Genomic DNA, 18,255 nt, shown 5'->3' on the forward strand with positions numbered 1-18,255 from the left:
CCCGCCTACCGGCCCGCGGCGCCGGCGCGGCGACGGGCCCGGCGGAGCAGCACGAGCCCCGTGACGAGCACGAGCGCCCCGAACCCGTTCCACGCGAGGTCGTACGGCAGCGTGTCGACGCCGTACCGCACCTGGTGCACGCGCAGGACCTTGTGGTCGACGAGCCCGTCGAACAGCTGGAAGCCCCCGGCGCCGATCAGGAGGCCCGCCCGCAGGAACCCGCGGGAGAGCGCGCGACGGCGCTGGAGGTCGGCGACCAGGAAGAACCCGCCGACGAGGAGCACGAGCTCGACGGCGTGCAGCACCCCGTCCGAGAGCAGCGCGACGTCGCTCGTCGACCGGTCGTAGAAGTGGTGCCAGCCGAGGAGCTGGTGGAAGACGATCTCGTCGACCGCCGCCATGAGCCCGACGCCGATCACCGCGCCGGCGCCGAGCGAGCGTCGGGTGTCCTGCGGGGGGCGGTCCGTCGGGGCGCTCCGGGTCGTGGCGGACCCGCCGGGCGCGGATCCGGGCGGGGTCTCGGCGGGGGGCGTCGGTGCGGTCACGGGGTGCTCCGGGATCGGCTCGGTCGTGGCCCTGCCTGCCGGGTCCTGCCTACCACGGCCCGCCGCACGACGCTCCCCCGCGCCGCACCTGAGAGGCTGCTGTGGTCGCCCCTGAGAGCCTCCTGTGGATCGGGACGCCGGCGCTTGACCGCCCCCCGGCGGAGGCGGTCCGATCAGGGCATGACCAGTCCCGTGCGGCCCGCCGACGTCCTCCGCGCACGTGCCGGCACGCTCGGGTGGTGGGTGGAGCTCGTGGCGGTCGGGCACCTCGTCGTCGGGTCGGTGCTGTTCCGGGACGTGGTGCTCGACGTCGCGCGGGCCGGCGGGTGGGGCGCGGTCCCGCTGCGGGGGGACCGCGCCACGGGGTTCTGGTTCCTCCTCGCGTCGCCCGCGTGGTGGGCGCTGGGCCGCGAGCTGCGCGCCGCCGAGGAGCGCGGCGACCGGGCGACGCAGCGCCGCACCGGTCGCGCGGTCGCCGGCCTCAGCGCCGCCGGGGCGGTGATGCTCCCCGGGAGCCCGTTCTGGGTGCTCCTGGCCCTCGGTCTCACGGCCGTGCGGCGCGCCGCCGTGCCGGACGGCGGGCTCACCCGCCGCCGCTGAACGCCACGGCGTGCGGCACGTCGGGCGCGACGAACGCGAGCAGCCGGCGCCCCTCCGCCTCGACGTCGCCCGCCTCGGGCGGGGTCAACGGCGTCGACCGGGGCACCTCGAGCTCCGCCGCGTCGTGCCGGCGCCGCAGCGCCCACGTCGCGCGCACGAGCCCGTCGACGAGCACCGAGCCGACGAGCCCGCCCGGCCCGCCGAGCAGGGGCTCGTGCGGTGCGGGGTGCACGACGCGCGCGCGGTCGGCGTACGAGAGCAGCCCGTTGTCGTACTCGGGCAGGAACCGCACCGGGGCGGGCACGTCCGCGTCCGGCACGACGCCGTCGGGGACGTCGACGAGGTCCTGGCCGTCCTCGCCGCGCAGGTGCCGCACGCGGTCACCGAGCCGGTCGACGACCTCGCGCAGCCGCGTCAGGCCGCACCACGCCTGCACGTCGCGCACCGTCGCCGGACCGAACCCGCGCAGGTAGCGCAGCACGACGTCGTCCACGGTCGTCGCGCCCACCTCGGCGTCCCGGTCCAGCCACGCCCGGTACGTCGTGAGGGCCGACGCGCCGCTCTCGCCCCAGAGCCCGCGCGGCGTCGGCTGGACGAGCGGCACGTGGTAGCTGAACGCCCAGGACAGGCTCACCGGGTCGAGACCGGGCGTCGCCTCCGCGAGGAGACCGGCGAGCTCCGCACGGGTGCGGGGACGCTCCTCGACGAGCCTGACCGCGACCTCGAACGCCTCCGTGAGGTCGTGGCCGCGCAGCCGCTGACCCCATGCCGTCGAGGCGAACGTGCGCTCGAGCACGGGCTGCACCAGCGGACGCAGCGCGACGGCGTCGTCGGCGGTCACGGTGTGGATCGTCGTGCGCATCAGCGGGGCGCGGACGAGCGCGCGGCGCCGCATCGGGCAGGCGAGGTCCTCGGGCGTGAAGCCGTCGAGCCGCGACCACAGCGCGAGGTACGGGACGGCGGGGACCTGCGCCTGCAGCCCGAGGAGGTCCCGCACGGCGTCCGTGACGTCCCGGCGCTCACGGCGCAGGAGCAGCTGCCGGTCGAGCGTCGCCCGCCCGAGGGCACGCGTCGTGACGACCGGACCGGCGACCTGCGCCGTCGTCGTGCGCGCCATGTGCCCAGTCTGGCGGCGCACCCGGCCTCGTCCCCTCCCCCGGCGCCGTCCGGCACGAAGGGGCGCCGTCGCCGCGGGGCCGGCCGCGGACGACCCGGCACGGTCGACACCCGCCCGCGGCCGGACCGCGGAGGTCAGCGCGCGAGCAGCGCCCGGAGCGCGCCCACGACCGTCTCGGGGGACTCCTCGGCCATGAAGTGGCCGCACGTGACGCGCGTGTGCACGAGGTCGGGGGCCCACGCCCGCCACCGGGTCGCCGCGTCGGCGCTCAGCTCCGGGCCCCAGTCCTGCTGCAGCACGGCGACCGGCATGCGCAGCACGGCGCCCGCCGCCCGGTCCGCGTCGTCGTGCTCGACGTCCACGGCCGCCGACGCCCGGTAGTCCGCCACGATCGACGGCACGGCGGCCCGGCACGCGTCGAGGTACGCGGCCCGCACGTCGGCCGGGACCGCGGCGGGGTCGTGCGCCCAGAGGTCGAGGAAGTACCCGAAGAACGCGTCGGGCGCCCCCGCGATCAGCGCCTCGGCGACCCCGGGCGGCTGCGCCATGAGGTACAGGTGGAACGCGATGGACGCCGACCGCCCGCGCAGCACCTCCCACGTGTCGAGCGTGGGCAGGACGTCCAGCGCCGCGAGGTGCGTCACGGCGCCGGGGTGGTCGAGGCCGGCCCGGACGGCCACGAGGGCACCGCGGTCGTGGCCCGCGAGCGCGAACCGCTCGTGCCCGAGCGCACGCGCGACCGCGACGACGTCCGCGGCCATCGCACGCTTCGCGTAGACCGTGCCGTCGGTGTCGACCGGCTTGTCGCTCGCCCCGTACCCGCGCAGGTCCGGGCAGATCACGGTGTGGTCGGCGGCGAGGTCCGCGGCGACGTGCCGCCACATGAGGTGGGTCTGCGGGAACCCGTGCAGCAGCACGACGGGGGTGCCCGAGCCGCCGACCGCGACGTGCAGGCGGACGCCGTCGCTCGCCTTGACGAGCTGCTCGGTGAAGCCGGGGAGGGTGGGGACGGTCATGGGTGCTCCTGGTTCTCGTGGGGAGATCGGTCGGCACGAGCCTGTGCCGGCGCGATCAGCAGCTGGTCAGCACGCGGTCAGCACCGGCGCCGCCGCCGCGGGCGTGCCGCACGGCACCGTCCCCCGCGGCGGCTGCCGGTACGGTGACGGCCGACCCGCCGCCGCCCCGAGGAGCACCGCCGTGCCCGGTCCCGTCGCAGGCCCCGTCTCCGTCGAGTGGCGGGGAGCGTTCACGAACGACGAGGTGGACGCCCTGCACGCCGAGGCGTTCGCGCACGACCCGACGGGCGAGGACTGGCACGGCCGGCTGACCCGGCTGAGTCTGGGCTGGGTCCTCGCGCGCGACGACGAGGGGCTCGTCGGCTTCGTCAACGTCGCGTGGGACGGCGGTGCGCACGCCTTCGTGCTCGACACCGCCGTCGCCGTCCGTGCGCGTGGCGGCGGTCTCGGCGCGCGGCTGGTCGCGGCCGCGCGCGAGCACGCCGCCGCCGCGGGCTGCGCGTGGCTGCACGTGGACTTCGAGGACGCGCTGCGGGGCTTCTACCTCGACGCCTGCGGGTTCACCCCGACCGCCGCCGGTCTCGTCCGGCTCCGGTGACCTCGGCCCGTGCCGCGGACGGTCCGAGCGCGAACGGTCCGGGACGCGGGCCGGACGGCGGGGACGCGGAGGGGGTCGGACGGCGGGACGGCGGAGCGGGGCGGAAGGCGGGGACGCGCGGAGCGGGGCGACGGGCGCGCCCGGGCTGCCGGCCGGCGTCCGGACCCTGCAGTAGCGTCGCGCCCGATGGTCACGTTCCGGGTCCTGGGGTCGCTCGAGGCGGACGACGGCGCGCGCCGCGTCGACCTCCGGGGGCCGCGGCACCGGGCGGTGCTGGCGCGCCTGCTCGTCGCCCGCGGTCGCGTCGTCCCGGTCCGGTGGCTCGTCGACGACCTGTGGGACGAGCCGCCCGAGGGCGCGCGGGGCGCCGTGCAGACGTTCGTGGGCGCGCTCCGCAAGGCGCTGGAGCCGGACCGTCCCGCGCGCACCCCCTCGCGGCTGCTCGTCACGTCACCGCCCGGGTACGTGCTCCGGGCGGCCGCCACGGACGTCGACGCGTGGCGCGCGGAGGCGGCGCTCGCGCGCGCGGGCGAGCTGCTCGCGCACGGTGACGCGCCCGCGGCGCTGCACGCCCTGGACGACGTCCTGGCCGCGTGGCGCGGCGGCGCGTACGCCGAGTTCGCGGAGCTCGACTGGGCCCGCGCGGAGGCCGCCCGGATCGACGACCTGCGCCTCGTCGCGCTCGAGCGCCGGGCGGAGGCGGCCCTCGCGCTCGGACGCCCCGAGGCCGCCGCCGCGGACCTCGACGCGCACGTCCGCGCGCACCCGACCCGCGAGGACGCGTGGTGGCTGCTCGCGTCCGCGCTGTACGCCGCAGGCAGGCAGGCCGACGCGCTCGCGGCGCTCCGGCGCGCGCAGGAGACGCTCCGCGAGCGCACGGGGCTCGACCCCGGCCCGCGGCTGCGCCGGCTCCACGAGGACGTGCTCGCGCAGGCGCCGCACCTGCTGCGGGACCGCCCGGGGCCGGTCGCGCACCCGGTGGTGGTCGTCCGGGAGACCCCGGGCGCGGCCGGGAGCGACGGCGCGGACCCGCACCCGTTCGTCGGCCGCGACCCCGAGCTCGCGGTGCTCGACGCCGCGGCCGCCGAGGTGGTCGCCGGCGCGCGTCCCGGGCTGGTGCTCGTCTCGGGGGTCGCCGGGGCCGGAAAGTCGAGCCTCGCGCGCCGGTTCGCGGCGGACCGTGCGCGGACGGGCTGGACGACGACGTGGGCCGAGAGCCCCGAGGCCCGCGGCGCGGCCGACGACCCGTGGAGCCGCGTCGTGCGCGAGCTCGCGGACCCGGAGCGCGCGGCCGTCCCGCCGCCGCCCGAGGGACCCGACGACCCGGTGACGCGGCGGCGCGACCGCCACGCCGCCGTGCTCGGCGCGCTCGCCGCGAGCAGCTCCCGCGGCCCGGTGCTGGTCGTGCTCGACGACCTGCAGTGGGCCGACGAGGAGACCCTGACGCTGCTCGTGGCGGCGACGCGCGGCGCCCCCGCACCGCCCGCCGCGGGCCCCGTGCTCGTGGTGGGGACCTTCCGCTCGACCGAGGTCTCCGCCGAGCTCGCCGCGGCCCTCGCGCAGCTCGCACGGGCCGAGCCCGCACGCGTCCACCTCGGCGGCCTCGACCCCGACGACGTCGGCGCGCTCGCCCGCGCGCTCTCCGGCGGCGCGCTCCGGCCAGCAGCCGTCCGGGCGATCCACGACCGGACGGGCGGAAACCCGTTCTTCGTCCGGGAGCTCGTCCGCGTCTGGGAGGCGGACGGCGAGGCCGCGCTCGGGCGTGTGCCGACCGGCGTCCGGGACGTCATCCGCCACCGACTCGCCCGTCTCCCGCAGGCCGCGCAGACCCACCTGCGCCGCGCCGCGGACGCCGGGCCCGAGGTCGACGTCGACACCCTGCTCGCGCTCGACGGCGACGAGGACGCCGTGCTCGACGCGCTCGACGCCGCGCTGCTCGCCGGCTTCCTCGTCGAGGTCGGCGACGACCGGCTGCGGTTCGCGCACGCGCTCGTCCGCGAGGCGCTCGTCGAGGACGTCCCCCGCTCGCGCCGTGCCGCCTGGCACGCGGCGGTCGCGCAGCACCTCGCGGCGACGCGCCCCGAGGACGTCGAGGCCGTCACGCACCACGTCCTGCGCGCCGGGTCGCGCGTCCCCGCCGCCGAGGTCGCCCGCTGGACCCGCGCCGCCGCCGAGCGCGCGGAGCGTCGCACCGCACCGCGCGAGGCCGCCCGGCTCTGGCGCGAGTCCCTGACGGCGCTCGACCGGTCCCCCACCGGCGACCCGCGGGTGCGCCTCGAGACGCTCATGGGCCGGGTCCGCACGCTCGCCGTCACCGGTCGGCTCGACGAGGCACGCACGCACCGCGCCGAGGCCGTCGACGCCGCGGTGCGCCTCGGCGACCCGGCGCTGACCGCGGCGGTGCTCGGGTCCTTCGACGTGCCCGCGGTCTGGCCGGCCAACGACGACCCGGCGCTCTCGGCCCGCCTCGCGGACATCGCCGAGCGCACGCTCGTCGCCCTGCCCGCCACGGACGACGCCGCCCGAGCGCGCCTGCTCGTGACGATCGCGATGGAGCGCCGCGCCGACCCGGGCCCCCGCGGGGCGCAGGCCGCACGGGAGGCCGAGCGGCTCGCGCGGCGGCTCGACGACCCGCTGCTCGTCGCGCTCGCGCTCGACGCGCGGTTCCTGCACACGGTCGACCGCGCCGGTCTCGCCCGGGAGCGCGCGCGGCTCGGCCACGACCTGCTCGACGTCGCGGGCGACAGCCCGGATCTCGCGACGTTCGCGGTCCTCGGGCACCTCGTGCTCGTCCAGGCGAGCGCCGCCCTCGCCGACCTCGCGGCGGCCGACCACCACGCCGCCGCGGTCGACGCCCTCGCCGAGCGCTACGACCTCCCGCTCGTGACGCCGCTGACCGGCTGGTACGCGGCCCTGCGCCTCGCCGTCGAGGGCCGCACCGACGACGCCCGCACCGCCTACCGCGCCGCCGCGGCGGGGCTCGTGGGCACCGGGATGACCGGCCTCGAGCGCGGCGCCCTGCCGTTCGCCCTCCTCTCGCTCGACCCCGCGCTCCGCGTGCCCCCGGGGCTCGGGCCCGACGACTTCGGCCCCTACGCCCCGTGGGTCCGCCCTCTCGTCCTCCTCGCGGACGGGGACGTCACGTCCGCCCGCGACGCGGTGCGTGCGCTGCCCGAGCCGCCGCGGGACCTGCTGCGCGAGGCACGCCTCTGCCTGCAGGGGCACGCGGCCGTCGCGACCGGCGACCTGGTCGCCGCGGAGCTCGTGCACGCGGCCCTGCTCCCCGCGGCGCACGAGCTCGCCGGTGCGGGCAGCGGGCTCGTCGCCCTCGGGCCGGTCGCGCTGCACCTCGGCCGGCTCGCCGCGTTCCTCGGGCGTCCGGCGCAGGCCGCGGAGCACCACCGGCTCGCGCTCGTCGTCGCCGACCGCGTCGGTGCACCGCACTGGGCCGCCGCCGCACGCGCGGCGCTCGACGGGCTCGACGCCGAGGGCGCCGCCCGGGAGTGACGCGCCGGCACCGTGCGAGGGTTGCCCGGACGACAGCGCCCGCGCCACGATCACGGCGTGCTCCGCATCGACGACGAGGAGCGCCGCGCGCGGCTCGCGCGGCGCCACGGCGTCGCGCCGGGCCGGCGCCTCGACACCGTCGAGCAGGCCGCCGGGGCGATGGTCGCCCTGCACGCGACCGACCCCGCCGGGCTCTTCCTCTCGGCCTGGGCGCGCGTCGACGGCTTCACGGTGCCCGACCTCGAGCGCGCGCTGCACGACGACCGGACGCTCGTGAAGCACATGGTCATGCGGCGGACGCTGTTCGCGGTCCCGCGGGAGTCGATGCCGGTCGTCCAGGCGGCGGCGAGCCGGCGGATCGCGGCCGTCGAGCGACGCCGCCTCGAGCGCGAGCTCGGGGAGGCCGCTCTCGTCGACGACCCCTCCCGGTGGTTCGACGCGGCCGCCGCCGCCGTCGTCCGGCACCTCGGGGCCGGTGAGCCGCTCACGTCCACGCAGCTGCGCGAGCGCATCCCCGAGCTCGACCTGGCGATCGCCTACGGCGCGGGGAAGTCGTGGGCGGGCCGGGCGGGCGTCGGGCCGCGGGTGCTCACGTGCCTGCAGGCCTCCGGGACGGTCCTGCGTGCGGGCAACGCCGGGCCCTGGACCACCTCGCGTCCCACGTGGGCGCTGACGCGCGACTGGCTCGGCGCCGACCTCCCCGAGCTCGACGAGGACGCCGCGCGGGCCGAGCTGGTCGCTCGGTGGCTGGGCGCCTTCGGTCCCGGGACGGTGCGTGACCTCCGCTGGTGGCTCGGCTCGACGGTCGCCGCGGTCCGCCGGGCGCTCGCCGACGTCGGTGCCGTCGAGGTCGAGCTCGACGGCGGGACGGGCCACGTCCTGCCGGACGACGTCGAGCCCGTCGGGGCCGTCGACCCCTGGGTCGCCCTGCTGCCGGGCCTCGACCCGACGACGATGGGCTGGACCGAGCGCGCCTGGTACCTCGGACCGCACGGACCGCAGGTGTTCGACAGCGCCGGCAACGCGGGCCCGACGATCTGGGTCGACGGCCGCGTCGTGGGCGGCTGGACCGTCACACCCGCCGGGGACGTCGAGCTCGTGCTGCTCGAGGACGTCGGTCGCGACGCCCGCCGGGCGATCGACGCGGAGGCCGAGCGGCTGACCGCGTGGCTCGACGGGACGGAGGTCCGTCCGCGCTTCCCGCCTGCGCTGACCCGGTCAGCGGCACGCTCACCTTGACGGTGCCGCAGCGCGCGAGCTGGGTCACCCTCCTGGGATCTGTCTCGCATCCCTGGAAGTGAGACGGTCATGTGCAGTGCGTCCTCGGCGGACCGGCACTCAAGTGCTGAGCCTGATCGGTGCGCTGCCCGGTGCCGGAGGTGGGTCTACGGTCGGTGTCGTGGACGAGGACAGCTCTGGCCGCGCGGACGTGATGGCGAGCCTGGGGCGCGCGCTGGAGGCCGAGCCGACCGTACAACGAACGCTGCAGACGACGGTCGAGCAGGCGGTGCACCTGATCCCGGGCTGCTGGCACGCGGCGGTCTCGATCGTCGGACCCGACGAGGTCACGACGCCAGCCGCTACCGGTGCGATCCCCGTCCAGGTGGACGAGCTGCAGTACGAGACCGGTCAGGGGCCGTGCCTGTCCGCGATCCGTGATCACGGGCTCTTCGTCACCGGCGACCTCAGCACCGAGTCTCGCTGGCCGGACTTCGCGACCCGAGCCAGTCGGGACCTGGGCGTGCACAGCATGCTGTCCTTCCGGCTGTTCGTCGCCGACGACACCCTCGGCGCACTGAACCTGTACTCGACGAGGACCGACGCTTTCGATCGCGAGAGCATCGCGACGGGCCGGGTGTTCGCTGCGCAGGCGGCGCTGGCGCTGTCCGCGGCGAGCGAGCACGCGCGGGCCGAGAGGGTCACCGCTGACCTGCGTGCGAGCCAGGTGCACCTGGCGAAGAACCAGCAGCAGGCGGCGATCGCCGTCGCCCTGCAGCGCAGCATGCTCACCGAGCTGCCCGACATGGCCCCGCTGGAGGCCGCGGCGCTCTACCACCCCGCGGTACCCGGGGCGCAGGTGGGTGGGGACTGGTACGACGCGCTGGTCCTCGACAGCGGCGCTGTGCTCGCCGTCGTGGGAGACCTCGCCGGGCACAACCTCGAGGCCGCGGCTGCCATGGCTCAGGCGCGTAGCGCGCTGCGGACCCTCGCGGTCGACCGTGATCGGCCGCCCGGCGAACTGCTCGAGCACCTCGACCACGTCCTGCAACGGCTTGAGCCGGACCGCACCGGTACCTGCGTCGTGGTGCGCCTGACCTCACGGGGCGGCGGATGGCACGGCGAGCTCGCCAACGCAGGCCACCCTCCACCCCTGCTGATCACCGACCGCGGCGGCGAGCTCGTCACCGCACCCCCGCAGCTGCTCCTCAACGTGAGAGCAGGCCTCACCCGCCTGACCTGGGACCTCACCCTGGAACCCGGCGCGATCCTCCTGCTGTACACCGACGGGCTCGTCGAACGGCGAGGGCGCTCGCTCGCTGACGGGCTCACCGCCCTGGTCGAGGCCGCCTCCACGCTCGACACCACGAACCTGACCCGGATGTGCCACGACCTCCTCGCCCTGCTGGCACCGCACCCCACCGACGACGTCTGCATCCTGGCAGTCCGGATCCCCCGTACCTGAGCCCGCGCCGATCATCCGGAAGACGAGGACCCGAGGGGCCGGTGGGTTCGGGAGGGAGATCGCCCTCGGGCTCGCGTCCGACGTCGGCTGGTACCGCACCAGCGATCCGAGGGCAACGGGCGTTCCGTGTCGGTGCTCGATGTGCTCCAGAAAGCCGGCGCGCGCTCGTCATCGCCGCGGCCGCCGTCGGAGCTGCGCCTGAACGCGAGGGGCCGGGCCGCGCCGGACCGCCCCTCGCCTGCGAGACTGCAGCCGCACGGTCAGACCAGGCAACGTCGAGCGAAGGCAGAGATGACCGACATAGTCACGGACGAGGCGGTCGCGCCGGGAGCTCGGGGGCCGTTGCGGACCGCAGTCATCTTCAACCCGGTCCGGGTCGAGGACATCGTTGAGCGTCGTGCGGTCGTCGACGCCGCACTCACCGCGGCCGGGTGGCCGGTCCCCGTATGGATGGAGACCACTGAGGACGACCCTGGTGCCGGGCAGGCCCGGCGGGCCATCGCCGAGGGCGCTCAGGTCGTCTTCGTCTGCGGTGGCGACGGGACGGTGCGCTCGTGCGTGGAGGGCGTCGCCGGGACTGGCGCCGCCCTCGCAGTGCTTCCGGCCGGTACCGGGAACCTCCTCGCGACCAACCTCGGCCTGCCCGACGACCCGGCCGCGGGCGTCCAGGTGGTCCTGGAGGCGGGCCGGCGCCGAATCGACATCGGCGAGGTCGATGGGCAGGCGTTCGCCGTGATGGCCGGCATGGGGTTCGACGCGGCCCTGCTCGACGACGCCTCCACGACCCTGAAGGCGAAGATCGGGCCGGTGGCCTACGTCCTGTCCGCATTGCAGCACCTCAAGGACCGCCGCATGAGGGTCCAGATCCGGATCGATGACCAGCCCCCGGCCCGGCATCGCGCCCGGGGGGTCGTCATCGGGAACGTCGGGCGCCTGCAGGGCGGTGTGCGGCTCCTCGCGGACGCCGAACCGGACAGCGGGCAGCTCGATGTGGCAGTGCTCGACCCGCGGCACGTGCGTCACTGGATCCAGCTCGCCTGGGGCGTCGTCCGCAGGCGCAAGGATGTGGCTCACCTGCAGGTCCTGCGGGGCGCTCGGATCGTCGTGACGAGCGACCACGACGAGGCACGGCAACTCGACGGTGATGTGATCTCCCCTGGCCGGTCGCTGGACGTCACCGTCCGCCCTGGCGCGCTCGAGCTGTGCGTCCCACAACCAGAGGAGAGTGCGGACCTGACCGAAGGTGCTGATCGCCTCGAGTGACGGACTGACGCCCGCGTCGTCGATGTCTCGCTCGATCGACGCGTCCGAAGGCCCGTTCGAGAACGCCGACCTCTCAACGACGAGGTCCCAGCGGTGGCGAGGGTGCGGAGCGGTGCCCGCCTTGCGGGCCGTCCGGCCGAATGCTCGGCCGGACCTCACTGCCCTGCGCCGCGGGTAGCCGATGACCTGAGCCGCTGACCTGGTGTGGGGGCGTGGTCAGGTCAGACCTGCGGTCCGACGAGGATCTCGTCCATCGCAAGGACCTTCAGCAGGAACGCCACCGAGGAGGACGCGGCGACCGTGAGCGGGCCCTGCAGGTAGCACTGGGACAGGAACGTCGCACCCGAGGAATCCATGAACGTCACCTCGGTCGCATCGACCTGCACCGGCAACCCCAGCTGACCGATCGTCGCGAGCATCGCGCCGAGCTCCTCGTGCAGGTCACCGTCGATCTCACCGGTCAACGTGACGAGCACCGCGTCCCGGGTCGCGTCCATGCGCACCGTCCCGACCGGGCCACCACCGGGGGGCTGTTCGCCGCTGTCCATGCTGTGCGCCGCCTCTCGTCCGTGAAGCAACGGCCTCGATCCTCCCACGGACCTCAGCGGGCGCCCGTGGAGGTGCGCCCTTACCGTCGAGGCCGTGACCGACAACTCAGACCACGACGCCGGCCTGAGGTCCGCTCGCCCGCCCCAGCACTTCGTGCCCGTGCGCCGATGGGTGCTGGACTCCTTCGCCGAGCTGCACGAGCTGCGCACGGAGCTGCAGGACGCGCTCACCGCCCAGGCGGACCAGCTCACCGCCGCCCAGCCGTTGAGCACGCTCGCTCAGCACCTCGTGCTCGTCGCCTCCGAGCTCGCGACCAACGCCATCCGCCATGGCCGGCCACCCACCATCGTCGAACTCCACCAGCATGAGGCCCGCTTCCTGCTCACTGTCGCTGACCACGACCTGAGCAGCGAGCCCCGACTCGCCGGTGACCGGCCGCCCGGTCAGGGAGGTTTCGGGCTGCAGATTGCCCGCCGCCTGTCCGCCGACGTCGCCTGGTACCGCACCGACACCACGAAAGTTGTCTGGGCCGAGCTCAACCCCTGAGGACAACAGCACCTCGGTCCAGCACACCGACGCCCCGCAGGCCCCAGCGGTGGCGGAAGCATGGGAGCGGTGCCAACCTTACGGGCGGCCCGCCCGTCGGTGGGCCATACTCACGAACAGACGGAGACATCCCCCATGAACGCATCGAAGGGCTCGACCGGGACGCATGACACCCGCCGCGCGAAGAGCACCGGCCTTGCTGTCGCCGGTCTCGGCATCGTGGTGTTCAACATCTCCCCCCTGCTGAACTGGGTCAACCCCGCTGACGACGCCGACCCGCGCACCGGGTACGAGACCGACTCCCTGGTCCCGTTCATCGCCTACCTCGGCCTGGGCCTGCTCGTCGCCCTGATCTACGCCGGCAAGCGCGCCCGCCGCGGCCAGCACCGCGGCCTGACCCTGGTCTCGATGGCCGTCGGCATCGCCGCCACCATCCAGTGCCTCGCCTTCGCGCTGAACCCCATGGGCGGGCTCGAGCGCGGTGACGACCTCGCCACCGACCTGGGTGTGTGGGTCGGGTTCCTCGGCGCGGCGGTCTGGGCCGTCGGGTCCTACCTGCTCGCCAAGGAGATCGAGGGCGACGACCACGACTACGACACCCACCGCACCCACGACGGGCACTGACACCCACGGCGGCGCCCGCGGTCCAGGCGCTGCAACACCGGCTGCCAACACGGCGGCACGCCGGTGAGCTCAGGGAAGGCCCCGCTGCACGAACGAGCAGCGGGGCCTTCCCTGTCTGAACGGACACCTCGGAGGAGCCACCGTGCGCGGTGGTCGAGGCCCCCGCACGGGTACATGTCCTCGAACGTTCGTGTGAGTACGTCGCTCTTGTCCTTGCGCCGGCGCCGGGCCAGGTCAGCGGACGAGGCGTCCGCGGACGACGACGTGCTCGGCATGGTCGAGGAGTGTGAGGTCGTCGCGGGGGTCGCCGGACAGGACGAGGAGGTCGGCCGGTGCGCCGTCCTCCACCCCGGGCAGGCCGAGCCACTGGCGGGCCTGCCACGACCCGGCGGCAAGCGCCTGGCTGGTGGACATCCCGGCGTCCGCGAGCCAGTGGATCTCCTCGCTCAGCGACCCGGGCGGCAGATCGGTCCCCGCGAGCACGGTGACTCCCGCTGCGACCGCGGCGGCCACGAGCTCCGCGTGCCGGTCCACACCTGACGTGAACCACTCCCGCATCGCTGCGGGCACCCCGTCGCCGCTCATCTGCGGCCTGAGCGCGAGGAACGTGGTCGCCGTCGGGACCAGCGCGATGCCCGCCGTCGCCATCTGCTCGAGCAGGTCGAGCGGAAGGTGCATGCCGTGCTCGATGGAGTCGACACCGGCCCGGACCGCCGATCGACCACCCGCGGCGGACTGGGTGTGCACCGCGACGCGGCCGCCGGCGCGGTGCGCCGCAGCGGTCGCGGCGGCCACCACCTCGGCCGGCATCGCGGGCCCGTACCCACCGTCGTCGGTGAACCAGTCCACGATGAGCTTGCACCACCCAGCTCGGGCCGCCTCCTCCGCGGCGGCGCGAGGGACGTCCGCGACGGGGACCTGCCGGCCCCACCCGGGGAAGAACCTCCCCTCGACGGCGACGGGCAGACCCGCCTCCACCACGCGGGGGTGGTCAGGCTGCGCTCCGAACCACGCGGGCAGGCGACTGGCCGAACCCGGGACCCGGATGAGGGCGGTCCCCGAGCGCAGGTGCGCCGCGGCGTCGACGCGCAGCTGGTGGTCGTCGAGGGGGTCGCCGATCGCGGCGATGCCCGGGTGGGTGTGGGTGTCGACGAGGCCAGGGACGACGAAGCCGCCCTCGTGCAGCGTGCGCGCGCCGGGGATCGGCGTGAAGCTGATGCGGTCCTCCTCGAACCACAGGTCCCGCAGATCACCATCCGGCAGCACGGTCGCGCGCAGGTGCCACGGGGTCATGCACAGACCCTCTCAGACCCCTGACCCGGCGGCCCCACCGCACAACTGACGCCCGCCGTTCCTGTCGCCACGCCGAGCAAGGACACGACCGTCCCGCGCCTGTGGCTGCACGGGCTCGGCGGGGCACACCCTGGCTCCGCACACCACAAGGACCACGCCGAGGAGGTGGCAGCGGCGACCGCGGCGCGCCAGGACGTGCCGGAGTAGCGTCAGAGGATGAACACGCAGAACGACGGCGCCGACGACCCGACCGTGATCGTGAACGAGGCCGACCTTCCAGGGGTGCGGATGCCCGGCGAGTACGACGCGAGCTACGACCGCGACGCTGGCACGGTGACCATCGAGACAGGCCCTGAGAAGGGCAAGGTGATCCAGCCGAACGCCCGGGTGATCGACGCGATCGAGCGGGCCCAGGACGGCGACGTGGTGATGGACACCGTCGATCGCTACGAGGCCGGCGCCGAATAGCGTCAGCGGCACCTCGTTCAGCGACGGAGCCCGAGGCGCGGCGGGTGCCACCCGCAGGTGACTGCGACCGCAACCCACCCCGGCGCAGCGCTACGTCAGGACTGACCGAACCCCCGCACGTCGCGCCGGACGCCAGTGCTCGAGCGCAAGCCTTCACGGCACTGGGCGAACGGCACGATCGTGACGTCCGTCCCGCCCTGCAGTCGCACGGGCGCGGCGGTACACCGTCGTAGACCTGACTTCCGGAACACCCTGTGCCGCTGCGTGCGGGCGCCGCTCCCCCTCTGTCGAGCGCCGTCCCGCTGCCTTGGAAGTGGGACGGTTCCTCGAGGATCTTCGTCGTCGAGCGCACCACCGACCACGACGACGCGCCGCTCCGCACCATCGGCTGAGCGTTCGGTGCACCTAGATCATCGTTCACGTGCGGCTGCGCTGGAGCGAGCGCGTCTCCGTGCGCGCCGCTGTGCCTCGTCAGGTCATGGCACGGTGCAGCAGCACCTCTCCCGCCGCACCCAGCGGCAGAACCAGCAGCAACCACGCCGCAGCCGCGCGAACGCCCCGAGCACGCGCACCAGCCGCCCGGGCGGGTGACGCCGTAGCGCCGAGCACCGCCACCAAGACGGCACCGAGAACACAGAAGACGACAGCATCGCCCGTGTAGCCAAGGTAGACGCCGTAGGTGACCACACCCTCGGCGAGGAAGACCCCACCCAACAGCGCCGCCCCCAACGTGGCTGTGCGCAGCGAACGGGCACGCCGCCAGCACCACCCGGCCGCCCCCAGAACCGGCCCGCCGAGCACACCGGTGGCGGCCCACATCACGACCATGGCCGGGTTGACGCCGAAGCCCCGCAGGGCCGACGTGACGTAGTAGCCGGCGACCTCTCCGAAGCACACCAGGACACCCGCCAGGACCGCGCTCCAGGGTCGCCTGCTCCACGCACCGACCAGGAAGGCGGGAGCCACCCAGGGGCCCACCGCGTTGGCCAGTCCTGCGAAGGGCCACGGCAGTACCGTCTGCAAGCCGGACGTCGCCGCCCCCCACGCCACACCGACCACCACCGCCGCGCCGAGCACCAGTGCTGCGCCCACGCCATCGCCCTGGCCAGGGCGCGGCCCGACCTCGGTCCGTGCGGTGCGCAGCGCGCTCGTCGTGACGGCAGTTTCGCTCATGGTCGAACGCTGCAGCACAGCGGGTGGCCCCGACATCGCCGCGTGGTCGGATCACCGACGCACGGTTCCTCATCCCCCGGTCTGACGGACGGGCCTCGACGAGGTGGAGCCATCGCACACCCACGGCCCGGGACCTCGACAGCGGAGGTGCGGCGACTGCGCTGAACCGACCACCCCGCACACATGACCCCGCCGCCAGGTGCACGTACGTCGACGATCGTTTGAGTGCACGCGCCGTGGTGCCGACATGCTGCCCGCGTCAACGGATGGTGAGTGTCATACGCGTTCACGAGGGAGAGCTCCACGCGATCGACGTCGCAGGCGCTGCTTCGGCGTTCTGCCGCAGACGCACAGCGCCTCCGACGAGGTCCACGACCTGTCCCCGGGGGATGCGATGACGTGAAGCCTCATGTGGAGGCTTGACCCTGACGGTGCGTCAACCCTCCAGGCTGGGTCGCACGACGCACAGGGGATGGAGACGCCGATGATCAGCACGACCTCGACCTGGAGCGGCATGGTGCCGGTCGACGACACGGCACTCGCCGTCACCGATTCAGGCGGCTCAGGGCCCTGCGTGATCTACCTGAACGGACAGTTCGCGACCCAGGGCTACTGGCGGCGGGTCATCGCCGAGCTGGGCTCGGGGTGGCGGCACATCACGTACGACGAACGAGCCCGCGGGCGGAGGTCGGGACGTTCCGCGGACTACTCGTTCGAGGCCAGCGTCCGCGACGTCGATGCCGTGCTCGACGCTCGGGGCGTCGACCGAGCGCTGGTGGTCGGGTGGTCGTACGGCGCGTTCGTCGCCGCGCACTGGGCCAGTCGCCATCCGAACCGGGCGATCGGCGCGGTGCTGGTCGACGGCGCGCAGCCCCACGACTGGCTCACCGACGAGATGGAGCAGGGGATCCGGACGAGCTTCCGGCGGCTGCGATGGCTGGTGGTGCCGCTCCGCGTGACAGGACTGACGCCCCGGATGACGGCGCACGAGATGGCGGAGTGCAACATCGAGGTCGGCAGGCTCGCGCGCACCCGGGAGCTCGGTCCGGTGATGGACCGGATCCTCGTCCCGAGCCGGTACGTCCTCGCGTCCGGGACATCGTTCGGCAGCAAGGGCGACGGGCAGGAGAAGATCCGCGCGAGCGTGCCGGCGGTGGTCGACCGCAACCCGCACATCACCATCCACGCGAAGGTGGCGAGCAGTCACGGCGCGATCCTCCGCAAGGACTTCCGCGCGGTCGCCGAGGCGGTCCGCACCGTCGCCACCGAGGCGGTCTGAAGCGGTGCTCACGATCAGCCAACTGGCTTCCTACGCCGGGGTGACGGTGCGAACAATCCGTTACTACCACCAGATCGGCCTGCTCGCTGAGCCCGGACGCGACCGCTCCGGCTACCGCAGCTACGACGCTGCCGCCGTCGTGCGGCTCATCCGGATCCGCGTGCTGGCGGAGGCAGGCGTGCCCCTTGCTCGAGTGCAGGAGCTCCTGGTCGCCGGCCCGGACGAGTTCGCCCGCGCTGTCGACGAGATCGAGAAGGCCTTGAGCGCCGACATCGGTCGCCTCCAGCGCAGCCGAGAACGGATCACCAAGCTCGCTGCCGGCGATCATCTGGCCCTGCCCCAGAGCGTCGTGGACTACCTGGACCGGCTACGCGGGCTCGGCATCGGCGAGGCCTACATCGAGCTCGAGCGGGACGCGTGGATCATGCTCGCCCCGCAGATTCCTCTCGACATCGAGTCCGTGATCGCCGAGAAGAACCGGCAGCTGGACGAGGACCCGGACATCATCCGGCTGTATCGCCTCCTGAGCTCCGTGTCGGAGTGGTCGGTCGACGATCCGCGAGTTCTTGAGCTCGCCGACATCGTCGAGAGCCTTCGTGTCCGCGCTCTCCAGAGCGGTCAGGTGGAGATCGGCGACCCCGATGCGTCGGAGCCTTTTGCGGCCCTGCTGGACTTGGCCATGGCCGAATCCACACCGGTCGCCCGACGCCTGCTGGCGATCCTCGAGCAACGCGGATGGCGTGGTTGGGCGCGGCTCGACAAGGTTTCCCCAGGCCGGATCAAGGCGATCGCTGAGCCAGATCCGATTCGGTGAGGCGACTCCCCCGCTCCGGATCACCTCGGCCGTCGGCCGTCGTTCGCAAGCGAACCGCGTCCCGCGGCATGCACGAGGTCGCGTCCGCCGTCCGGGCTGACACTCGGCATCGACTGTGACGCGCACGACGCCCGGATCGACGCCAGCCACCCGGAGTCAGGCACGTGGAGCCGCGCTCAC

17 protein-coding genes are annotated in these 18,255 nt (G+C 74.7%); 11 read left to right on the forward strand and 6 right to left on the reverse strand.

Annotation, left to right across the window (positions count from 1 at the left end; all coding sequences use genetic code 11):
• Positions 1 to 5: 5 nt before the first annotated feature.
• Positions 6 to 545 (reverse strand): DUF2243 domain-containing protein, encoded by a 540-nt coding sequence (locus NXY84_RS14275; RefSeq protein WP_258723737.1) that lies wholly within the window; start codon positions 543 to 545, stop codon positions 6 to 8.
• Between the two features lie 180 nt (positions 546 to 725).
• Here NXY84_RS14275 and NXY84_RS14280 point away from each other — a divergent pair, with 180 nt between their 5' ends.
• On the forward strand, positions 726 to 1,145 hold the full coding sequence (locus NXY84_RS14280; protein WP_258723738.1) for a DUF6463 family protein: 420 nt from the start codon (positions 726 to 728) through the stop codon (positions 1,143 to 1,145).
• On the opposite strand, the gene NXY84_RS14285 is transcribed toward NXY84_RS14280, so the two are convergent.
• Entirely contained in the window at positions 1,129 to 2,262 is a 1,134-nt protein-coding gene (locus NXY84_RS14285; protein WP_258723739.1) for a winged helix DNA-binding domain-containing protein, read from the reverse strand. The two genes, NXY84_RS14280 and NXY84_RS14285, sit on opposite strands and share 17 nt — an antisense overlap.
• A 134-nt stretch (positions 2,263 to 2,396) precedes the next feature.
• Complete coding sequence (locus tag NXY84_RS14290) at positions 2,397 to 3,278, reverse strand: alpha/beta fold hydrolase (RefSeq protein WP_258723740.1); 882 nt, start codon at positions 3,276 to 3,278, stop codon at positions 2,397 to 2,399.
• Positions 3,279 to 3,459: 181 nt separating this feature from the next.
• Here NXY84_RS14290 and NXY84_RS14295 point away from each other — a divergent pair, with 181 nt between their 5' ends.
• The 5 genes from NXY84_RS14295 (at position 3,460) to NXY84_RS14315 (ending at position 11,329) form a co-directional block, all read left to right on the forward strand.
• Positions 3,460 to 3,876, forward strand: coding sequence for a GNAT family N-acetyltransferase (locus tag NXY84_RS14295; protein ID WP_258723741.1), 417 nt, complete (start codon positions 3,460 to 3,462; stop codon positions 3,874 to 3,876).
• 186 nt (positions 3,877 to 4,062) lie between these two features.
• Positions 4,063 to 7,383 carry a BTAD domain-containing putative transcriptional regulator gene (locus NXY84_RS14300; RefSeq protein ID WP_258723742.1) on the forward strand — a complete coding sequence of 1,107 codons (3,321 nt, stop codon included), beginning with the start codon at positions 4,063 to 4,065 and terminating at the stop codon, positions 7,381 to 7,383.
• Positions 7,384 to 7,440: 57 nt separating this feature from the next.
• Positions 7,441 to 8,622: a winged helix DNA-binding domain-containing protein gene (locus tag NXY84_RS14305; protein ID WP_258723743.1), complete on the forward strand. Its 1,182-nt coding sequence runs from the start codon at positions 7,441 to 7,443 to the stop codon at positions 8,620 to 8,622.
• A gap of 160 nt (positions 8,623 to 8,782) precedes the next feature.
• Positions 8,783 to 10,066: a PP2C family protein-serine/threonine phosphatase gene (locus NXY84_RS14310; RefSeq protein WP_258723744.1), complete on the forward strand. Its 1,284-nt coding sequence runs from the start codon at positions 8,783 to 8,785 to the stop codon at positions 10,064 to 10,066.
• A gap of 291 nt (positions 10,067 to 10,357) precedes the next feature.
• Complete coding sequence (locus tag NXY84_RS14315; RefSeq protein WP_258723745.1) at positions 10,358 to 11,329, forward strand: diacylglycerol/lipid kinase family protein; 972 nt, start codon at positions 10,358 to 10,360, stop codon at positions 11,327 to 11,329.
• A gap of 221 nt (positions 11,330 to 11,550) precedes the next feature.
• On the opposite strand, the gene NXY84_RS14320 is transcribed toward NXY84_RS14315, so the two are convergent.
• Positions 11,551 to 11,826, reverse strand: a complete 276-nt coding sequence (locus tag NXY84_RS14320; RefSeq protein WP_258723746.1) for an STAS domain-containing protein — start codon at positions 11,824 to 11,826, stop codon at positions 11,551 to 11,553.
• A 145-nt stretch (positions 11,827 to 11,971) separates the two neighbouring features.
• Here NXY84_RS14320 and NXY84_RS14325 point away from each other — a divergent pair, with 145 nt between their 5' ends.
• Together NXY84_RS14325 and NXY84_RS14330 are read left to right on the forward strand one after the other, a co-directional pair.
• Positions 11,972 to 12,424, forward strand: a complete 453-nt coding sequence (locus NXY84_RS14325) for an ATP-binding protein (RefSeq protein WP_258723747.1) — start codon at positions 11,972 to 11,974, stop codon at positions 12,422 to 12,424.
• A 135-nt stretch (positions 12,425 to 12,559) separates the two neighbouring features.
• On the forward strand, positions 12,560 to 13,048 hold the full coding sequence (locus NXY84_RS14330; protein WP_258723748.1) for a hypothetical protein: 489 nt from the start codon (positions 12,560 to 12,562) through the stop codon (positions 13,046 to 13,048).
• A 234-nt stretch (positions 13,049 to 13,282) separates the two neighbouring features.
• On the opposite strand, the gene NXY84_RS14335 is transcribed toward NXY84_RS14330, so the two are convergent.
• Positions 13,283 to 14,341 (reverse strand): amidohydrolase family protein, encoded by a 1,059-nt coding sequence (locus NXY84_RS14335; protein WP_258723749.1) that lies wholly within the window; start codon positions 14,339 to 14,341, stop codon positions 13,283 to 13,285.
• A gap of 216 nt (positions 14,342 to 14,557) precedes the next feature.
• Here NXY84_RS14335 and NXY84_RS14340 point away from each other — a divergent pair, with 216 nt between their 5' ends.
• Positions 14,558 to 14,809, forward strand: coding sequence for a hypothetical protein (locus tag NXY84_RS14340; protein WP_258723750.1), 252 nt, complete (start codon positions 14,558 to 14,560; stop codon positions 14,807 to 14,809).
• A gap of 471 nt (positions 14,810 to 15,280) precedes the next feature.
• Here NXY84_RS14340 and NXY84_RS14345 read toward each other — a convergent pair whose 3' ends face one another.
• On the reverse strand, positions 15,281 to 15,982 hold the full coding sequence (locus NXY84_RS14345; RefSeq protein ID WP_258723751.1) for a DUF6518 family protein: 702 nt from the start codon (positions 15,980 to 15,982) through the stop codon (positions 15,281 to 15,283).
• 484 nt (positions 15,983 to 16,466) lie between these two features.
• Between NXY84_RS14345 and NXY84_RS14350 the strand changes: the two genes are divergently transcribed.
• Positions 16,467 to 17,261 (forward strand): alpha/beta hydrolase, encoded by a 795-nt coding sequence (locus tag NXY84_RS14350; RefSeq protein ID WP_258723752.1) that lies wholly within the window; start codon positions 16,467 to 16,469, stop codon positions 17,259 to 17,261.
• A 4-nt stretch (positions 17,262 to 17,265) separates the two neighbouring features.
• Positions 17,266 to 18,075 (forward strand): MerR family transcriptional regulator, encoded by an 810-nt coding sequence (locus NXY84_RS14355; RefSeq protein ID WP_258723753.1) that lies wholly within the window; start codon positions 17,266 to 17,268, stop codon positions 18,073 to 18,075.
• The last annotated feature ends 180 nt before the right edge of the window (positions 18,076 to 18,255 follow it).

Origin of the sequence: Cellulomonas sp. NS3 (assembly GCF_024757985.1) — a bacterium.
Classification (GTDB): Bacteria; Actinomycetota; Actinomycetes; order Actinomycetales; family Cellulomonadaceae; genus Cellulomonas_A.